This is a genomic window from uncultured Psychroserpens sp. (assembly GCF_947501425.1).
Taxonomy (GTDB): domain Bacteria; phylum Bacteroidota; class Bacteroidia; order Flavobacteriales; family Flavobacteriaceae; genus Psychroserpens.
Window position 1 is genome coordinate 130,982 of sequence record NZ_CANMVN010000007.1, and the last position, 19,321, is coordinate 150,302.

At 34.0% G+C, this 19,321-nt stretch carries 14 protein-coding genes and 1 tRNA gene; 4 read left to right on the top strand and 11 right to left on the bottom strand.

The annotated features are described in order from the left end of the window. Nucleotides 1-7 precede the first annotated feature (7 nt). Entirely contained in the window at nt 8-1,792 is a 1,785-nt protein-coding gene (locus Q0951_RS11965) for a hypothetical protein (RefSeq protein ID WP_299337169.1), read from the bottom strand. A gap of 148 nt (nt 1,793-1,940) precedes the next feature. Here Q0951_RS11965 and Q0951_RS11970 point away from each other — a divergent pair, with 148 nt between their 5' ends. From Q0951_RS11970 to Q0951_RS11980, 3 genes are read left to right on the top strand one after another with little or no spacing between them, the layout of a single operon-like run. Next, the gene (locus Q0951_RS11970; protein WP_299337171.1) at nt 1,941-2,465 is read left to right on the top strand and encodes a sigma-70 family RNA polymerase sigma factor; all 525 of its coding nucleotides are present in this window, start codon (nt 1,941-1,943) and stop codon (nt 2,463-2,465) included. Nucleotides 2,466-2,514: 49 nt separating this feature from the next. Next, nucleotides 2,515-3,417: a FecR family protein gene (locus tag Q0951_RS11975; RefSeq protein ID WP_299337172.1), complete on the top strand. Its 903-nt coding sequence runs from the start codon at nt 2,515-2,517 to the stop codon at nt 3,415-3,417. Further along, complete coding sequence (locus Q0951_RS11980; RefSeq protein ID WP_299337174.1) at nt 3,404-5,908, top strand: TonB-dependent receptor plug domain-containing protein; 2,505 nt, start codon at nt 3,404-3,406, stop codon at nt 5,906-5,908. Before Q0951_RS11975 ends, Q0951_RS11980 begins: the two co-directional genes overlap by 14 nt. 105 nt (nt 5,909-6,013) lie before the next feature. Here Q0951_RS11980 and Q0951_RS11985 read toward each other — a convergent pair. The 7 genes from Q0951_RS11985 to Q0951_RS12015 all read right to left on the bottom strand — a co-directional run bounded on the left by Q0951_RS11985 (nt 6,014) and on the right by Q0951_RS12015 (nt 15,229). After that, a tRNA-Met gene (locus tag Q0951_RS11985) sits at nt 6,014-6,086 on the bottom strand. Nucleotides 6,087-6,202: 116 nt separating this feature from the next. Further along, the gene (locus Q0951_RS11990; RefSeq protein WP_299337176.1) at nt 6,203-7,123 is read right to left on the bottom strand and encodes a Two component regulator three Y domain protein; all 921 of its coding nucleotides are present in this window, start codon (nt 7,121-7,123) and stop codon (nt 6,203-6,205) included. A gap of 142 nt (nt 7,124-7,265) precedes the next feature. Further along, the gene (locus tag Q0951_RS11995; protein ID WP_299337177.1) at nt 7,266-7,448 is read right to left on the bottom strand and encodes a CPXCG motif-containing cysteine-rich protein; all 183 of its coding nucleotides are present in this window, start codon (nt 7,446-7,448) and stop codon (nt 7,266-7,268) included. Nucleotides 7,449-7,456: 8 nt separating this feature from the next. Then, the gene (locus tag Q0951_RS12000; RefSeq protein WP_299337178.1) at nt 7,457-8,776 is read right to left on the bottom strand and encodes a TolC family protein; all 1,320 of its coding nucleotides are present in this window, start codon (nt 8,774-8,776) and stop codon (nt 7,457-7,459) included. Between the two features lie 9 nt (nt 8,777-8,785). Then, a complete protein-coding gene (locus tag Q0951_RS12005; RefSeq protein ID WP_299337179.1) occupies nt 8,786-12,055 on the bottom strand; it encodes an efflux RND transporter permease subunit in 3,270 nt (1,089 codons plus the stop codon). 3 nt (nt 12,056-12,058) lie between these two features. Beyond that, on the bottom strand, nt 12,059-13,201 hold the full coding sequence (locus tag Q0951_RS12010) for an HlyD family efflux transporter periplasmic adaptor subunit (RefSeq protein ID WP_299337180.1): 1,143 nt from the start codon (nt 13,199-13,201) through the stop codon (nt 12,059-12,061). A gap of 120 nt (nt 13,202-13,321) precedes the next feature. After that, on the bottom strand, nt 13,322-15,229 hold the full coding sequence (locus tag Q0951_RS12015; protein ID WP_299337181.1) for an ABC-F family ATP-binding cassette domain-containing protein: 1,908 nt from the start codon (nt 15,227-15,229) through the stop codon (nt 13,322-13,324). Nucleotides 15,230-15,311: 82 nt separating this feature from the next. On the opposite strand from Q0951_RS12015, the gene Q0951_RS12020 reads away from it, so the two are divergent. Continuing rightward, nucleotides 15,312-15,695 carry a DUF983 domain-containing protein gene (locus Q0951_RS12020; protein ID WP_299337385.1) on the top strand — a complete coding sequence of 128 codons (384 nt, stop codon included), beginning with the start codon at nt 15,312-15,314 and terminating at the stop codon, nt 15,693-15,695. Here the strand turns inward: Q0951_RS12020 and Q0951_RS12025 are convergent, their stop codons facing one another. The 3 genes from Q0951_RS12025 to gldM all read right to left on the bottom strand — a co-directional run bounded on the left by Q0951_RS12025 (nt 15,696) and on the right by gldM (nt 19,315). After that, complete coding sequence (locus Q0951_RS12025) at nt 15,696-16,742, bottom strand: FAD-binding oxidoreductase (protein WP_299337182.1); 1,047 nt, start codon at nt 16,740-16,742, stop codon at nt 15,696-15,698. Nucleotides 16,743-16,816: 74 nt separating this feature from the next. After that, the gene (gene gldN, locus Q0951_RS12030) at nt 16,817-17,716 is read right to left on the bottom strand and encodes a gliding motility protein GldN (RefSeq protein WP_299337183.1); all 900 of its coding nucleotides are present in this window, start codon (nt 17,714-17,716) and stop codon (nt 16,817-16,819) included. 36 nt (nt 17,717-17,752) lie between these two features. Further along, nucleotides 17,753-19,315 carry a gliding motility protein GldM gene (gene gldM, locus Q0951_RS12035; RefSeq protein WP_299337184.1) on the bottom strand — a complete coding sequence of 521 codons (1,563 nt, stop codon included), beginning with the start codon at nt 19,313-19,315 and terminating at the stop codon, nt 17,753-17,755. Nucleotides 19,316-19,321: the final 6 nt, after the last annotated feature.

The following is a 19,321-nucleotide window of genomic DNA, read 5'->3' on the forward strand; positions in this document are numbered from 1 at the left end:
GTTGTTTTTAAAGTTTTTGCAGTGTTAAGGTATCGGTTCCTCCACCACCTCCGCTTACATCTTGAATAATTACTTCTGTGCTTGATACAGAAATCACGTCCCAATCTTCATCATTAAATTCTTCGAAAGGTAAATCGGTTCCAAAGTTTATAGCCATTTGGTTACCACCACTAAATACAGTCCAGGTTCCGTTATTGATATTATCACCATTGGTTGCAACAACAGTTCCTGCCATATCAAAGTTTAATTCATAACCACTATAAATAGCTGTCTGGTCATCAGCATCTTCAGTATAGGATGCTACAAACCAAAGCCCATCGACTAAAATTGTTGATAAGTCATCGTTCCCATTACCACCATCAAAAGGAGTTCTTTCAAAAGTTAAGAAATCTTCAGAACCGTCACCACCACTGACATCTTTCAATCTTATAATATCGTTGGTCACTTCCAGAACATCCCAATCATCTGCCAATTCATCTAAAGGTATAGAAGTTCCAAAGTTTAAGTTAAGACCAAGAAGTGTATCGTCACCAGAAGTTGTTGACCATAATCCATTAGTCGTTCCGTTCATATCGGTTGCTGTTGCAGTATTATCTGATGCAAAATTGAATACATAATCGGCAAAATCAGAAGTTTCATCTGTGTCATCAAAGAAATAAGTGACATACCAATCACCATTGGTTAGGGCATTAACCAGAGCTGAGTCGTCAACACCACCATCAGTTGAGCAATCACTCTCAAATTCTAAACGGTCATCACCTAACCTCAAATCTACTTCAACTTCACCTGGCTCCTGTTCTATTTCATGAAGATTCCATGTGTCATTAAAGTCTGGTAGACCTGTAATATCGATAGCTACTGAGATTGAGTTACCAGAACCTGAAGCTGACCAAGTCCCACTAAAATTGTTAGTTCCTTGAACTACAGCTATAGTTCCATCTGAGGCAAATGAGAATGTGTATCCTACATAATTATCTTCAAGATCATCATCATTACGTTCTAACTTGTCAACTGTCCATTCAGAACAATCAGCAAAAACAGTATCAAGGTCGCTGGTTGTACAATTATCACAATCATCGTCATCAAAATCATTATCATCATCTTCATCACAACTATCATCAGCGGTTTCAATGGCTAGTGCCAACTCTTGAATATTGTTAATGGTTTGTGTAGAACCATCTGGATAAATCACTGTTAGAGGGAAATTTATAGTCACTGCAACAAACTCATCTAAATCTTCAATAAAATCATGTAAGTCATTATCATTATTAATAGTAATCGTATTGATCAAGTCGTTATTTTCGTCAAATACAGAAGCTGTTATTGGATATTGAAAATCAATACACTCTATATCATCATCAATTTCATTTTCTCCAATACAGTTGGCTGTAAGCGCTGCTAATTCGGCATCAGAATTAACTTCTACAGTTGTAAAATCAACCAGTATCACTGTTATCGGATAAGATATAACGACCGAATCTACATCATCGTCAAAAAGATCTATGATGTCTTCTATATCCTCATAGCCATCATCGTCATTGATTTCTAAAACAATCCCATTTACAGTTACTGTTACAGGTAATTGTACTGCTAGACAATTAGCACCATCAATGATATTATCATAAGAGCCATCATTTAATGCTAAATTACTCATAAGTATTGCTACTTCTGAATTAGGCTCAATAGTTTCCTCTACAGGTGGATCTATAGCTAGATCGTCTTCCGTTCTACAAGAAGTCATGGATAATAAAATACCAAGAACTAGTAGTAAGATTGGTTTTAATGTTTTCATAATGAATGATTTTAATTTTAAATTCGTTTGTCAATCGGCTTTTAATAATCGCCTCTTTATCCTTAAAACAACTCATTAAAAAAATGTCCCAAGAAAAAATAGATTTTTTTTTATTTATCTTTCTTGTGTAAAATCAAAAACTGAATTCTTGCCAAAATCATTGCATCAAGATATCTGCGACAAAATTCGCTTTTCAAAACTGTATGAAAAGTATGCTCAAACCTTGAGCAATATCTTATTTTACAAGTATGGTGAGCTCTTAAACCCGTCAGATAAGGTACAAGAAGCTTTTATTAAACTATGGGAAAACTGTGCTAAAATAAAACCAGAAACTGCAAAATCTTATTTGTACACAACAGCAAATAACATGATGCTTAATGAGGTAAAACATCAAAAAGTAGTTTTAAAATACCAACAAGTAAAACCTAAAGATTATACAAATGAGTCTCCAGAGTTTATGCTACGGAAAAAAGAATTTCTTAAACGTTTTGAAACTGTATTATCTAGTTTAAAAGAGGAAGAGAGATCTGCGTTTCTACTTAACAAGGTTGATGGTAAAACTCATAAGGAAGTTGCTGAAATTTTAAGCATTACAAAAAAAGTTGCTGAACATAGGATTTATGCAGCTTTTAATAAACTTAAAAATGAACTTGAAGAGCTAAATCGAAAATAATTCTGGGACAATTATAATTTAAGTTGTTTTAAATATATAACAGTAAGTTATGAATAAAGAGCAATTAGTAAAAAAGTGGTTAAATAATGATCTTTCCGACACGGAGTCAAAGGCTTTCAATGTGTTGGAAGATGCCGACTTGTATAAAGAAATCATTGAGGAAGCTCAGCGCTTTAGTGGACATACAAATGCCAAAGTTGCATCCTTTGATGCATTGGATAATAAATTAGTATCCAAAAAAAGTACTTCTATACACTGGATAAAAGTCATCTCTGGTTTAGCTGCTATTTTTGTTGTTGGATTTGCATTATTTACACTAATAAATAAAGACCAAATAAGCTCGTTTGATACTGATGTAGCTCAAAATGAAACCATAACCCTACCTGACAACTCAATCGTTAACCTAAACGAGTTATCACAACTAACATACAATAGTTCTAATTGGGATGAGAACAGGTCGTTAGACCTTAATGGTGAAGCTTTTTTTGATGTAGAAAAAGGAAAACGATTCGACGTGAATACAGAATTTGGTAAAGTAAGTGTTCTGGGTACAGAGTTTAATGTGCTATCTAGAGATAGTATCTTCAAAGTATCTTGTTATGAAGGTTTAGTACAAGTTAGATATAAAGATGATGAAATAAAACTACCAGCTGGCACAGAATTTATTGTATCATCAGGAAAAGGCTTAAAGTTAAATATTGTAATCGCTGAACCTTATTGGCTTAATAATATGAGTGTTTTTGACAATACTTCTTTTACAGAAGTCATTGAGGAACTTCAAAAACAATACAATATTAAAGTACAATATCCATCTGATTTAGATATAAAATTCACAGGTGCTTTTGAGCATGACAATCTAGAAAATGCTCTAAAATCTATTTCAAAACCCCTTAATTTGACCTACACAATTCAGAATACTAACGAGGTCATCATTAAGAATGGGCAAGATTAAACTCTACATATTTCTATTTCTCTGCCTGATTGTCTTATCAAAATCACAAGGACAAAATACTAAGCAGAATGTTCCAATTTTGGAAGTTTTGCAGCAAATCAAAAAGACACATTCAATTACATTTAATTATGAGAGTAGTTTACTAAAAGGAATTACAGTTTTACCAGTATCGCAAGATTTAAGCTTATCAGCGAAGATTAAAGATCTCGAAAAGCAAACTAATCTGATTTTTGATAAGGTCAGTAATCTGGTTTATACCATTTCAAAAGCTATACAACTATGCGGTTACATTAAAAGTTCAGACTTACAACAACCTTTAATGAGAGCAACTATAACAAGTAAGTTTGCATATACAGTGTCTGATGAGAATGGCTATTTTGAAATTGAGCTGAAGTCTCAGAATGAAGTATTGACTTTAAGACACATTGGCTTTAAAACCATTGAACGTCAAGTAAAGCATTTTAATTTAGAAGATTGTGACACAATTACAATGCTAGTTCAGGAGGAAGTTATGTCACCCGTTCTTATTGAAACTTACTTAGTTAGAGGAATTGATAAACGTCAAGATTGGACAACCTCAATCGATTACAAACGGTTTAGTCTTTTACCAGGTCTTATTGAATCTGATGTATTACAAACCGTTCAGGCATTGCCAAGTATTTTGAGTGTTGATGAAACCGTTTCTAACATTAACATTAGAGGAGGTTCTAATGATCAAAATCTAATCCTGTGGGATGATATAAAGATGTACCAAACAGGGCATTTCTTTGGTCTCATTTCAAGTTTCAATCCACAAATGACACAAAGTGCTAATATAATTAATAATGGTTCTGATGTATCATTAACCGATGGAATCTCTGGCACAATTCATATGCAAACAGATAAGCAGATTGATTCAAAATTCAATGGTGTTTTGGGAGTTAATTTTTTAAATGCTGAATTATTTTCTAACATTCCCATTAGTGATAAGTCATCACTTCAGATTGCATCAAGAAAGTCTCTAGATAATATTGTTAGAACACCAACTTACGATGTGTATTTCGATAGGATAACCCAAGACACTGAGGCTGAAACCAATGTTTCTAATGTTACTAATTCTAACCAAAAATTTAATTTCTACGATGCGTCAATACGGTGGCTATATCAACCCTCAGAAAAAGATGTTATAAGATTAAATTTTATTCTTATTAATAATGATTTGGGCTTCAATGAAACCGCTATTATTAATGGAACATCAAGAACGAGACGCAGTAATATCTCCCAAAACACTCTTGCGGCTGGACTTAATTATAAAAGACAGTGGAACGACAAACTATCCTCTACAGTAAATGTTTATAATAATGAATATAAGCTTGAAGCCTTAAATGCCGATGTGTTAAATAATCAGCTACAATTACAGGAAAATATAGTTTCAGAGACGAGCATCAAATTAAATAACAGATATATTCAAAATCAATGGCGCTTCAATCTAGGATATCATTTTACAGAAACAGAAATCATTAACTTGAACGATATTGATTTACCGCGATTTGTGAGACGAGATGAAGAAATATTGCGAGAACATGGCGTTTTTGGTCAGGCTTGGTATCAAAATCCCGACCATAATTTTTTAATTCAAGGAGGTATTAGAGCAAATTACCTCACTAGATTTGAAAAAGTGATTATTGAACCTAGATTGAGTGTAAGACAATCGATTGGAGATCATATTGAAATTGAAGCACAAAGTGAGTTTAAACATCAAAGCACCTCACAGATTGTTAATTTCCAAAATGATTTTTTAGGAATTGAAAAAAGGCGTTGGCAACTAACAGATAACGATAGTATTCCAATCATACAAAGCAAACAAGCCTCTGTTGGTATTATGTACAGAAATAGTGGTTGGTTATTGGATGCCAAAGGCTATTACAAAATTGTTGATGGTATCACGACTCAAAGTCAAAGTTTCACTACTAAATATGAATTTGCTAAAGAAAAAGGAAGCTATAATGCCTATGGTTTTGAGTTTTTGTGTAGAAAAAAATTCGGCAATTTCAATAGTTGGTTAAGTTATTCCTACATAAATAATACTTACACTTTTGAAGCTCTTGAAGATATTGAGTTCCCAAGTAATTTTGACATTACACATTCAATAACTTTTGGAACAACCTTTAGCAACAAATCTTGGAATATCTCAGCAGGAATCAATTACAGAACAGGACAACCTACATCGATTCCTGTAGCTGGAAATGAAATCTTTGATGATGATGTGAATTTTGATGAAGCCAATAATGAACGGTTAATGAATTATTTGAGAATTGATGCTTCAGCCATTTATAAATTTAAAATAAGTAACACCTTCAGGTCAGAAATTGGAGCTTCAATTTGGAACCTTTCTAATAGAGATAATGCTATTAATAATTATTACAGAGTTAATGAAAGTGATGTAGTAAACAGGTTTACACGTTTCTCTTTAGGACTAACTACTAATGCTGTTATACGAATTTACTTTTAAATCATTTTAGCTTTACAAAACATCTTTGATCTCCAGACAATTTAAATTAAAAATTATTATTGTCTTCAAAAGAAAAGCTCCTTGATTTCTCAAGGAGCTTCTTTGTAGCGGGAACTGGACTCGAACCAGTGACCTTCGGGTTATGAGCCCGACGAGCTACCTACTGCTCTATCCCGCGATATTGGACTGCAAATATACAACCCTTTTTTAGTTCTGCAATGATAATATCAAAAAAATAACTCCCAACACTAAGGTGCTGAGAGCTACGACTTTCTAATTTAAAACTCTATATAATTAGTTATCATCCTCGTCTTCCTCTTCATCTAAGGTTACGATAACGCCTTCAGACTTGATATTAATAAAATCATATTGCGCCAAGTTTGGTAACTGTTTTTGTAATTCTACTAATTCACCTTTAAAGTCATTATTTCCAATCAATAACACTTTTAAATTAACCAGATTAGCCATCTCGTTTGGCAACTTTCCGTAAAATGCATTATCAGAAATTACTAATTCTTCAAGATGTACTAAGCTACAAATGGAGCTTGGTAAAGTTCCGAAGAAATTATTATCAAACACACTAAGTTTTTTTAAACCTTTAGCATTAGATAATGTGGATGGTAATTTACCTGAGAACTGATTACTACTTAGCAACATTTCTTTTAGGTTGACTAGGTTACCAATAGTAGATGGTAATTCTCCAGTAATTTGATTATTGTATAATTCTAATGTTTTTAAATTTGATAATTGTCCGATCGATGTTGGAAGCTCACCTCCAATTGCATTCATGAACAATTTTAGTTTTCTCAAAGATTCTAATTCTCCTATTTCATTAGGTAAAGGTGCATTCAACATATTGAATGAAATATTCAATGTTTCCAAAGATTTTAAATTTGAAATCGTTGTAGGAATTGCTCCAGTAATCTTATTTCTAAAAAAATTGATATGTTTTAAATGAACTAGGTTTCCTAATTCCTCAGGAAGTTCGCCTCTAAGGTTATTGAATTCTAAATTAAGCTCAATAACTTTATCGTCTTTTACAACAACACCATACCATTCTTGTACAGGTTTTTCTAAATCCCAAGTTGTTCTCCAAAGATTTCCGTTTGTTGAGTTGTATAAGGCTTGTAAAGCTTCTTTTTCTTCTGTAGATACGCTACCAAAGGACAATAAGGCAACGAAACACATTAATAGTGTAATTTTAGCGGTTTTCATAATAATAGATTGTTTAGGGACAACAATTTATAATCACGAATGTAGCAGAATATCGGATATATGACAATTTTTTTCGATGAAATGCATAGCCGTTCATCGAATAAAAATTTAAATATCTGATTAACAGTAGTTTAACATTTGTCTACTGTTCTATGTTTTGGGCTTCAAAACCCGTAATTTCTTGATTTTCTGTAGTTATATGTAATTGAATAGGATTACAACACACTTCGCAATCTTCAATATAAGTTTGTTGAGACTGAGAGATATCTATAAGCATGGATATGGATTCCCAGCAATATGGACATTGAAAAAAATACTCTTCCATGGTCTAACTTATAGTTCTACATTAAGCAATTCTCCGCTCAATTGTAAGACGGTTAGCTCGGCCAATTTCGCATCATATTTGGCTTGATTTCTACTCAATTCAGAATTCAATAAATTGAGTTGCGCTTGTCTAAATTCGATAGACGTTACTTGTCCGATCTTAAATTTCTCTTGAGTTCGATCAAAATTATTCTGAGCGGTTTTGATATTATCTTCTTGTACTTGATAAATGATTAATTTGTTTTGATAATCATCCCAAGCATTATTAAAATTACGTTCAATATCTATAAGCAATTGTTCTTTCTGTAACTTTTGATTCTCGAGATTAATTTTAGAATTCCTGATTCGAGTTAATGTTCCGCCTCCATCAAATAAATTCCATGTTAAATTGAGTCCGCCAGATAATCCAGTATTGGTGGATACCGCTACGAAAGATGCAGCATTGTTATTATTTTTATTCCAACCGTAGGTCCCGTTAAGACTGATAGCAGGCAATATTTGAGTCGCTTTATTTATTTTGACATCCAATGCACTAATGGCTATATTCTTTTCAATTTGAAGTAGCGAGACGTTATTAGCTTTTGTTTTTGCAAGAAGATCTTCTTTATTTAATTGAAATAAAAAATTAACGTCGGTATCAACATCAAAGAGCTCTGAAAGCTGATTACCAATAATCACATTAAGATCACGCTTTGTATTCTTTAATTGTTGCTTTGCATTTATAAGATTAATACTATCGTTGTTGATATCTACTTCAGCATTCAATACTTCCAGTTTGGTGCTTTGTCCGTAATCAAACTGATAACCAGCACGTGTAAGTCTATCTCTTGATATCACTATAGTTTGCTCCAAAGCCTCTGTGTTTTCTGAAAGCTGAGCTACAGTGTAATAGACTGAGAACAGTTGAAGTATCGTGGTCTCAATAGTTTCGCGGGCTTGCAGTTCAGATAATTGGTATTCTTCTTTTAATTGCTTGTAGTTATACTTTCGCCCTAGCCCATCAAAAAGGATGTAGTTCAAATTTAATGACGCATTATACCGATTACTTTCCGCACCATCTAAAACTGCTACCTCTCCGTTTGTAAATTCAGCTTCTGTATTATCGATGTTATAAACTGCACCTGCATTTCCTGTAAGCGTTGGCAAATAACCGGAGTTAAGAATACTGGTATTATTTTCGGCAACTTCAATAGCATTATTAGCTATTTGTATGCCATAGTTATGCTCTAAAGTAAGTTTGACAGCATCTTCAGTGCTCAATACTTGCTGAGCATTGGCATACATTCCGAAGAAAACTAAAGTATATGTGATATAAATTCTAATGTCCATCGTCTTCTTTTATTCTTTTAATTCAGATTCTGATACGTCAGAAACCTTATGACCTTCATCTAATTTCAATGTCGGTTGTTCTTCTATAAAATGACCCTCGTTTTGTTCTTTGATTGCACGTTCTACTTCCTCTTTGCTTACCTCACGATTGGTCCACAACCATTTTATATTTTTCTTTATATCGTTACTAAATGCCAAAAATAGTGGCAATACCAATAAGGTTAAAATGGTGGCATATCCAATCCCAAAAGAAATAGAAATTGCCATTGGTTTTAGAAATTGTGCTTGCCTACTTTTTTCTAACAATAGAGGTGCAAGACCAGCAATTGTTGTCAGTGAGGTTAGAAAAATAGCTCTAAACCTTGACTTACCAGCTTCACTAAGCGCCATGTCAAATTTCATTCCCTCCTTCAAATTACTATTAAATTTACCTATTAGTACAAGGCCATCATTAACCATAATTCCTATAAGTGCAATGATTCCCAAAAGAGATAATATATTTACGGAAAACCCTAAAAGCCAATGTCCCCATGCCACAGCTGTTAAACTAAATGGCACCAGTAACAGTAATAAAATAGGCTGACTATAACTTCGGAATGTAAATGCTATAGTAACATAAATCAACAATAAGATTACTCCTCCTGCAGACTTCAGAGAGCTTGCTAACTTTGAGGCTTCACGATTTTGACCTTCAAAAGAAGCTGTGATTGTTGGGTATTTAGATTGTAAATCTGGAATGGTATTGTTTCTAATATCATCCAGAATATCTGTAGCACTAGAACTCGGATCTTTAAGATCAGCCGAGATACGAATTTCTCTCTGACCTTCAAGGTGATTTACAGCAACATCACCTCTTTCAATAGTATATATTGCAATATCCTTAAGCGTTACACGCTCTCCAGATGGTGTTTGAATACGCATATCATCTAAGTCATTTATTGATGCGCGATTGTTCCTGTCATAACGAACCCAAACACGTATTTCATCCTGTCCTCTCTGAAAACGCTGAGCTTGTGCACCAAAAAACCCAGAACGCACTTGAGTCATGACTGTTCTGAGATCTAAGCCCAGTAAATAAGCACTCTCTTTGAGCTCCAATCGGATTTCTTTAATACCAGCAGGATCATTATCCTCAACATCTTTAAGGAGGGGATTTTCCTGGAGCACCTGTTTTAATTCTTCTTTAGCTGCTTTGAGTTCTTCAATATTATTACCTAACAATGCTACGGAAACAGGACTACCTCCAAAATTTCCACCAGAACCAAAGATCAATCGCTCTGTTCCAATTACTGGTCCAACCAGTTCTCGTAACCTGTTTGCAACTAATGAGGATTTAATTTCATCAGGTCGTTCTTCACCTGGCAACATATTTATTACTAATTGAGCACTAGAACTACTATTTAGTGTTAAAATGGTATTTTCAAATAACTCTTTATCAGTTCCTGATAAGTACTCTTCAGTAAACTCTTTATTGACTATGAATGATTTTTCTTCAATCATAGAAATGATAGAATCTGTGATTTGTACATTGGTTCCATTTGGCATATCCAATTCTATCGATACACGATCACTGGCAATTGATGGAAACAGCGTCACACCAATAATGCCACCACCTATAGAACCAAATGTCAACACTAACAAGGCAATAAAAATACCGAGTGATAACATTTTGAACTTTAAAACAAACCTTAAAACAGGTCCATAGATTTTATCTCTAAGGTAGCCCATTATACGATCACCGAAAGCATTTATCCCTCTCATTTTGGCGAAAAACTGCTTGATCTTTGATGGGTTATCATCTTTTTTCTGTTTCCTAAGAGCTTTAGAATGTGCCAAATGCGCTGGTAAAATAATAAGAGCTTCTACGAGCGACACTGCCAATGTAAGAATCACAATCACTGAAACTTCACTAAAAAACTCTCCAATTCTACTATCCAGGAATAAGAATAGTGAAAATGCCAATAATGTTGTGACAATGGCCGATACTACAGGTGGAATCACTTCCATGGTACCATCTATAGCTGCTTGAATTGGGGTTTTACCCTTTTCATAATGTTGATATATATTTTCGGCAATAACAATACCGTCATCTACCAAGATACCAATAACGATAATCATCCCAAAAAGTGATAATACGTTGATGGTTACATCAAACTGACCTGCAAACATAAACATTCCTAAAAAGGAAATAGGTAACCCAAAAGCTACCCAAAATGCCAATCGGGTATTAAGAAATACAGATAGAAAAATAAGTACCAGAACTATTCCAAAAAAAGCATTCTCAGCAAGTAAAGCAGTACGTTGATTTAAGGTAATTGATAAATCTCTAACAACGTCCAGTCTAATATTTTCATATTTCTGATTATAAGACTCAATGTATTCTTTTACTTTATCTGCTGATGCAATTAAGTCTTCATTATTGGTACTTGTAACCGAAATATTGACAGACAACTGCTGATTAAAGTAGGTTGCATTTGGTGTTTCTGAAAAACGATCACGCACAATAGCTACATCTTTTAATCGCACTGTTTTACCATCAGAAGTAGCTCGAATAATTAAGTTAGACAGTTCATCACCATAGTACGAACGGTTATTTGCTCTAATCAGATACTCTTCAACATCAGTTTTAATATTACCACCAGTAACCAGAATATTAGAAGTACTTACAGCTTGTGCTACATCGTTAAATGTCAAGTTATAGGCAAGTAAATCTGTTTCATTCACTGCAATTTCAATTTCCTCTGCAGGATATCCAGTGACCTGTACTTGAGATATACCTTCAATAGCTCTTAGATCATTCTCTATTTGACGTCCTAATTGTTTAAGAGTAGATAGCGGTATATTATCTCCACTTAGTGCAAACGAAATGGTTTCTCGGATAGCTTCCTGTTTTGCAACCACCAATGGCTCCATTCCAGTAGGAAATGTTGGCACACGGTCTACAGCATTTTTGACTTCAAGGAGCATGAAGTCAATATTTTCACCTTTCTCAATCTCTACTGTTATGGTTCCGCTATTCTCACGAGATGTAGAGGTAACGCGATCTATCCCTTTAAGACCTTTTAAGTTGTCTTCGATTTGTAATACAATTCCTTCCTCAATTTCCTGAGGTGATGCTCCTGGGTACGTAATACTAACATTGATAATCTTTGAATCTACAAGTGGAAAGAAAGACGACTTTAGTGATAAATATCCAAGAATACCAAACACAAAGAATGCAAAAATAAAGACGTTAACAGCAACGTGATAACGAATGAAATAGGCAATTAACTTTCTCATCTCCTATTCGTTTTTGGTTGATTGGTCTTGTTGTTGTTTTGTTTCAAAAGGCTTAACCAACATACCAGCATAAGCTCCCGGAACTGGTTTTGATAACATGATGGTGCCATTAGGCACATTTTTTAATACGACCTTAGTATCAGAAAAATACACAGGTTTAACATTTATGATATCTAAAATACTATCTCTAACTATATAGATTTGCTCTCCATCTAACATCAAATTTCTATCAACCTCAATAGCATTTTGTTCATCTTTTGCGTTGAGATTAGCTTCCAGATACATCCCCTCTTTTAATGTTTCATCTTTAACTTCAATAAAAGCAGTAATGGTTTGCGTAGTAGCATCAATACTACCATTAACACGAGACACAACACCTGAAAAATTTTGAGTTTTTTCCAGATTGTTAAGTGCTACTTTTTCTCCAACCTTTAACAGGCTTGCATAGCTTTTACTTAGAGCAACTTCCATCTCATACACCGAAGGATCAATATATTCCCCTAATTTTTGTCCGTTTCTAATTAAAGACCCTTCAGTAACTAATGCTTCTGTTAGAATACCTGAAAAAGGAGCTCTGATATTATATTTTGACAACCTTTGTTCTAAATTCTTAACATTATAATAATTTGAGACAATACCACGACCTGTAATAAAATAGTTTTCCTTTTCAGAAGTCATTTCAGGTAACTTGGGTGTTGTTTTATTGAGATCAAAATTATTGAGATAGCTTTGCCACTTCGGAAATACTTCAGGAAAATCCAATCGTAAATCTGGCATTATAGCTGCAATTGAATTGTAAAGATTACTTTTTGAGGATTGTACACTCGCATAATATTCGGAAGCATCAATACGAATTAAAGTCTCACCATTACGATATTCCTGACCAGGCTTAAATAGTTTGCCACTTGAATTAAAGACACCTTGAACTTCAGAGAACAATTCAATACGACGTTTTGCCACCAAACTACCGTTTGCTGGAATTACAATTTGAACTGTCGAATTCTGAACAGTATCTGTAAAGACCGTTTTTATGACTTTTTCCGGAACTGGTTTAGGTTTTTTTTTATTCTCAATCAATCGGTTAGCAATGAAAACAGAGCCAGCAATGAGGACAATTCCTAGTACGGAAAGGATAATATTGCGCATAAATTTATGTAATGGTTAGTTAATTACAGTATAAAAAACAATATAAAAAATTGTGGTACAAAAGTATCTAAATACGAATGGATTGCAGTTAAAAAAAACTTAAAAGAGCATCCTCACAATTTAGGATAAGTCTTCCAATTCGTATTGAATGGTTTCCCAATCTAACATTAGCTGTTTAAGTGTTTCTTTTTTAGCTTGGTAGCGATCAAAAAATGTTTCATCTGCAACAGTAGTATCATAGTTGGTAGCTAATTCAACATCATCTTCTTTGATCTGCTTTTCCAACTGACTTATTTTTGATTCTATATTGCTTAGTTTATTATTTAAAGATTTAAGCTTTTTTTGATCTTCATAAGATTGCTTATTACTTGTTTTAGGTGTCTCTTTTATTACTGTTCGTCGTTCTACCTCTCGCAGGTTTTCAACATTTCGTTGATCTAAATAATAATCAATATCTCCTAAATACTCTTTAATCTTTTGGTCTTTAAACTCATAAACAACATTAGCTAAGCCTTGTAGAAAATCTCTATCGTGAGACACCAAAATTAGTGTGCCTTCAAATTTTTTGAGTGCCTCTTTAAGGACATTCTTTGATTTGATATCAAGATGGTTTGTAGGCTCATCCATCACCAACACATTAAGTGGTTGCAACATTAATTTTGCCAAAGCCAAACGATTTCGTTCTCCACCAGAAAGCACGCGAACATATTTCTCTACTTCATCGCCTCGAAACAAAAAAGAACCTAAAATATCACGTACTTTACTTCGGTTACTCTCATTAGCGGCATCGATCATCGTATCCAAAACCGTTTTACTTCCGTCGAGATATTCGGCTTGATTTTGAGCAAAGTAACCAATCTGTACATTATGACCTAACTTCAAATGCCCTTGATATTTGATTTCACCAACAATGATTTTAGCCAATGTCGATTTCCCTTGTCCGTTTTGTCCAACAAAAGCTGTTTTACTATCACGTTCAATCATGAGATTGATATTGGATAACACATGATTATCATCATAGCTTTTAGACACATTTTCAGCTTCTATCACAACCTTTCCTGGTGTGACCGAAACAGGGAAGTTAAGCGTCATTACACTATTATCATCTGCATCAACTTCAATACGTTCCATACGATCAAGCTTTTTGATAAGAGATTGAGCCATCGTAGCCTTACTGGCCTTAGCTCTAAACTTTTCAATCAGTTTCTCTGTTTGCTCAATCTGTTTTTGTTGATTCTTCTGAGAGGCTAACTGTTGTGCTTTAATTTCATTCCGAAGTACTAAAAATTTAGAATACGGTTTTGGATAATCATAGATTCTTCCCAAAGAAATTTCTATAGTACGATTGGTGACATTATCTAAAAACATTTTATCGTGAGATACAATCACCACAGCTCCAGAATAATTTTTCAAGAACCCTTCCAACCAGATAATAGATTCGATATCTAGGTGATTGGTAGGCTCATCAAGTAATAAAATATCGTTATTCTGTAATAATAATTTGGCGAGTTCAATTCGCATTCGCCATCCACCAGAGAAGGTATCTGTTAGCTTGTCAAAATCTTCACGTTTGAATCCAAGCCCTTGTAAGATCTTTTCTGTTTCGCCTTGATAGTTATATCCTCCAATAATCTCATATTGATGCTGCACTTCATTAAGGTCTACCATTAATTGGTGGTATCCTTCACTTTCATAATCTGTACGTTCGGCTAACTGCGTATTCACATCCTCCATCTTAGCCTCTAAAGCTTTTATCTCTTCAAATGCTTCATAAGACTCTTCCAGGACTGTTCTTCCATAAACAAAATCAATATCCTGTTTTAAAAACCCAAAACTCAAATTCTTATCGGCTGCAATTTGCCCTGAATCAGGCTCTAACTCTTTAGATAAAATTTTAAGCATAGTAGACTTTCCTGCTCCATTTTTTCCTATCAAACCAATGCGATCGCCTGGACTCAATTTGAATGTGATATCTTCAAAAAGAAATTCGCCTTGAAATGAAATAGAAAGGTTATGGATATTGAGCATTTGCTACTTTTGTTACAATAAATTATTTATTAAAGCGTAAATTTGTACTTCATACTTAAAGCGCAAAAGTAATCAAATTTATATCATGTTAAAAGGGACTAAAATTTATAGTATTTTCACAGGAGCATGCCCAAAATGTCATCAGGAGTCTATGTATAAAACTAAGAACCCATATGTATTGAATGATGTATTAAAAATTAATGATCATTGTTCTCATTGCGGCACTCGCTATCGTTTAGAACCCTCTTTTTTCTATGGTTCTATGTATGTAAGTTATGGTGTTGGAATAGCATTTGCAGTTGCTGCGTTTATCATTAGCTATCTCATAATTGAAACGTCCTTATTTATAGCTTTTTTATCAATAGTGGGCGCATTAATTCTCTTTGGTCCGATTATTATGAGACTTTCCAGAAATATATGGATCAACATGTTTATGAGTTATGATAAAACTCTAGTGAAGAAATAATCAGTGTTGAAATCTCCTGATATCAATTTCAGAATCAAGCTCGTCACCCGATTCAATATGTTTAAATAATTGTTCAGCAACATAGGGTGAGATCATGACACCTCGAGTTCCTAATCCATTTAAAACGAATACATTTTTATGTTCTGGATGTGAACCTACTAATGGGCGACGATCTTTAGTTGTTGGTCTAATACCTGCTACTTGATTAACAACTTCAAATGAGCAGCTAATGATCTGCTTTACTTTTTCAATAAGTTCTTCTCTTGCTTTTTCAGAAGTATTATGTGTTTTATCTTTTCTTTCATAAGTAGCACCAATCCAATATAAATCATCTCCTAACGGAACTATAAACACAGAGGATTTCAATATAAAATTCATCTTAAGATCTGGTGCTTTGATGGTTAACATTTCGCCTTTAGTGCCATTGAGTGGTAAATGATTAAAGAATGGGTTGTTTGACAAACCATATCCTTCGGCAAAAACAATATGTTTTGAGGCAATATTTTTGTACTGAATACCATCAGGAAAGACCTCTAACAATTCATACTGAAATCTATCCTCACTGATCATACCATTATCCTGGAGGTAATTCTTATATGACTTTACTAATTGTGTTGTTCTGATTCTACCAGAATGTAAAACCTCACCAAAGCCATAATCTGCCCTTATATATGAATTTGTATTCTGTATCAGCTTAGTGGATAAAAAATCACTTAAAACAGGCTTATCTGAAGCAATAAACCATTCATTTTGTTCTTCAATGGAAGCAAACTTTCTATAAACAGGTAATTTATAATCTAGTTTAATATTTAATAGTGTCTCTAAGAGTTTATATTTTGGTAACGCTAATGCCAACTGAGATTTAGCATTCCAAACTTTAGTAAATCGTTTTAAAATAACGGGATTGTATAAACCCGCAGCGACTTGTGAAGAGTGTTGCGACTGGTTATCAAACACAACAAATGATCGATTAGATGCTCTTAACTGTTCACAGAACGCAATTCCAGCCAAACCACAACCTACTACAATATAATCTACCTCTTTCATGACTGCAAAAATACTGTAAATAAAAAACGCTCACTAAAAATTTAGTGAGCGTTTTTTTTAATTTATGTCTTTACTTAGTAAGACCACATATCTTGTTCGAAGTTTCTGATCTTTTCTTTAATTCGATCAGACTCTAATAACTGCATCAAAGCATTGTCTGCAATATATTCTTTCACTTCTCTATCTCCATATACATTTTCTTCTTTGTACATGTAGCCATTGAAACGTCTTGAATTCAACAAATGATCAAATGTGATAGGCATTGCGCTATTCTTGTTATTAAATGCTTTTCCTTCATGCAAGGCTTCTCTAGCCTCTGGGAAAAACACCCAAAACAATGCATTTGGTACTCTATTTGCTTCATCACTAGAATCAATAAAGTTGATATCTGGAGCCGCTGGAGCGATACCAAGAATTCTATACTTTAATTCTCCATGACGCTTATCAAAATACCAAAGTCCTTTAATTAAGTAAGCACTAATATCAAAAGCTTCAATATTTCTGGTAGTGATATATTCAGGATCTACATAGCCATCAGCATTTAATTGATCATACCCGATATCGAGCGTATCAACTTTAGTTGTGATGTCTTTAAGCTCCTTCATTGTACGCTTTTCAGTAAAGTAAGAATCATTATAAACGTTTTTGATTCTTCCATCTTTTACTGCAGCTATCAACGTATGGTAAAGTGATCTACGCTCTTTACCGATATTGTTAGTATCTACAGGAAAGTACAATGGAAAGTTCACACGTTCATCTAAAACTACTTTTTCCCAAGTCATTTTAGAAAACAGTATGTCTCTATCATCAACATAACCGTATTCTAAAGGCTCGTCATTATCTAATGCTAATTGCGCTTCAGTCTTTTTACCAACTTCTTGAGGCGTTTTAGCATTCAATATGTTTGCCTGAGCGAACACACCAGATGTGAAACACACAGTGGCAATGATTGATAATACATATTTATAATTCATCTTTTATAATTTTTAATTTGGGTTACTAGAAGCTACTTAGTTAGATAATTCTATTACAACTGGTGTTGCAGGTTTGATTATCGGACCATTACTTCTCGACTTAATGTCAAATATCTGGATACCTGCACCACGTTTAGCTTTACGTAAAGCTGCTTTTGCTGCACCATTTAATCTGTTACCAGAACAAGACACAGATGGTTGACCAGGTACTTTAATTTTGAAACTAGTTACTGTTAATGGTAAGTCGAAATCAAAACCGTCTAACTCAGCTGAAACTTTTCCAATCTCAACATTGTTTCTAGGTAATTTACCTTCACTTTGTCCATTAATTTTTCCTGTTGGTTTAGGAATATCTTTAATTCTGAATAATGCTTTATCACCTACCGTTGAACCATCATCAAGTGTAGCTGTAACATTAATTGTGACCTCTCTACCAGAAGTTGGCTTCATCACGTATTTACCCATTCCTGAAGCTGGTCTTAATCCAGCAGCTGTTGCACGTACTTTATTATCAGGTACTCCTGCAAAAGAAATGGTCATTGGGTTATCAACACCACGGTAAACAACGTTCATTTTATCTGCTGAAATTGTAGCAGAATTAGGACGTGGCACAACCACATAGTTACCTTTAATTGGAATATCTAATGGCTTTCCGTCTTCTAAAAATGTGAATTTACCATCAATCTCATGTTCTCCAACACCACCAACGTTAAAATCTAAACGAGCTGCACCAGTTGAATCAATAGCGTTTTCCAAATCTACTGCAGAACCAGATATGCTTAACCCAGTAGGGGTTACATTAGCATATTTACCTAATACTACTTTACCTTGAAATTTTTCACCAGCAAAGAAAGCAGATTTATCAGCAATTACAATCGCTGTATAATTTTTTAGAGATACCGCCTCATCTAATGTGTTTCCTAGGAATACATTAAACATGTTAGCTTCAGTTACCTTTACATCATTCTGCATAGCAGTTAACTTTGTAAATGATGCAATAGCTGGGAAACCTTTGAAATGGTAGTCTAACCAATCAATTGGCTTTCCATCTTTATTTGTAACTTGTTCAGTATTGAATCTTTTTTCAAAGTTCTCAATAGCTTTAACGTATTTTACATCATCACCAATGATATCTTTCACCTTAGATTTATAGCTATTAATCTTAGCCATAACCTCTTCACCTTTCTTAGTCAATTTATCACCAGTAAACCAAGCTTCATCTAAAAGATCGGTTTTGTCCATAGCTTCAAAAGGAAGCTTTCCAGTTTCTGGATCAACAGTATACTTTCCTTTCTTAAGAAGATCGTTCTTTAAAGTTTCAATATACTTGTAAAATTCATCAGAAGCTGCACTTATTTGCTTCGCTTTGTTTGCAGCTGTAGCAAATTCAGCTGGTTTCTCTTCTGCTTTAGTTTCTAAGTTAGCTAGTAACTTTTCATTCATGTCTGCAGTTACCACGTTTGCATCTGCAAACTTAGCTTCCATAAGACCAAAAGCGGATAGTACTTCTTTCGACATGTTCATAGCCATCATTGCAATGAAGACTAAGTACATTAAGTTAATCATTTTCTGCCTTGCAGATAATTTTCCTCCTGCCATTTTTAA

Excerpts from the sequence above, each read along its gene's own strand:
- Q0951_RS11965 (WP_299337169.1), bottom strand. The coding sequence starts at position 1,792 with ATGAAAACATTAAAACCAATCTTACTACTAGTTCTTGGTATTTTATTA.
- Q0951_RS11975 (WP_299337172.1), top strand. The coding sequence starts at position 2,515 with ATGAATAAAGAGCAATTAGTAAAAAAGTGGTTAAATAATGATCTTTCC.
- Q0951_RS11980 (WP_299337174.1), top strand. The coding sequence starts at position 3,404 with ATGGGCAAGATTAAACTCTACATATTTCTATTTCTCTGCCTGATTGTC.
- Q0951_RS11990 (WP_299337176.1), bottom strand. The coding sequence starts at position 7,123 with ATGAAAACCGCTAAAATTACACTATTAATGTGTTTCGTTGCCTTATTG.
- Q0951_RS11995 (WP_299337177.1), bottom strand. The coding sequence starts at position 7,448 with ATGGAAGAGTATTTTTTTCAATGTCCATATTGCTGGGAATCCATATCC.
- Q0951_RS12000 (WP_299337178.1), bottom strand. The coding sequence starts at position 8,776 with ATGGACATTAGAATTTATATCACATATACTTTAGTTTTCTTCGGAATG.
- Q0951_RS12005 (WP_299337179.1), bottom strand. The coding sequence starts at position 12,055 with ATGAGAAAGTTAATTGCCTATTTCATTCGTTATCACGTTGCTGTTAAC.
- Q0951_RS12010 (WP_299337180.1), bottom strand. The coding sequence starts at position 13,201 with ATGCGCAATATTATCCTTTCCGTACTAGGAATTGTCCTCATTGCTGGC.
- Q0951_RS12015 (WP_299337181.1), bottom strand. The coding sequence starts at position 15,229 with ATGCTCAATATCCATAACCTTTCTATTTCATTTCAAGGCGAATTTCTT.
- Q0951_RS12025 (WP_299337182.1), bottom strand. The coding sequence starts at position 16,742 with ATGAAAGAGGTAGATTATATTGTAGTAGGTTGTGGTTTGGCTGGAATT.
- gldN (WP_299337183.1), bottom strand. The coding sequence starts at position 17,716 with ATGAATTATAAATATGTATTATCAATCATTGCCACTGTGTGTTTCACA.
- gldM (WP_299337184.1), bottom strand. The coding sequence starts at position 19,315 with ATGGCAGGAGGAAAATTATCTGCAAGGCAGAAAATGATTAACTTAATG.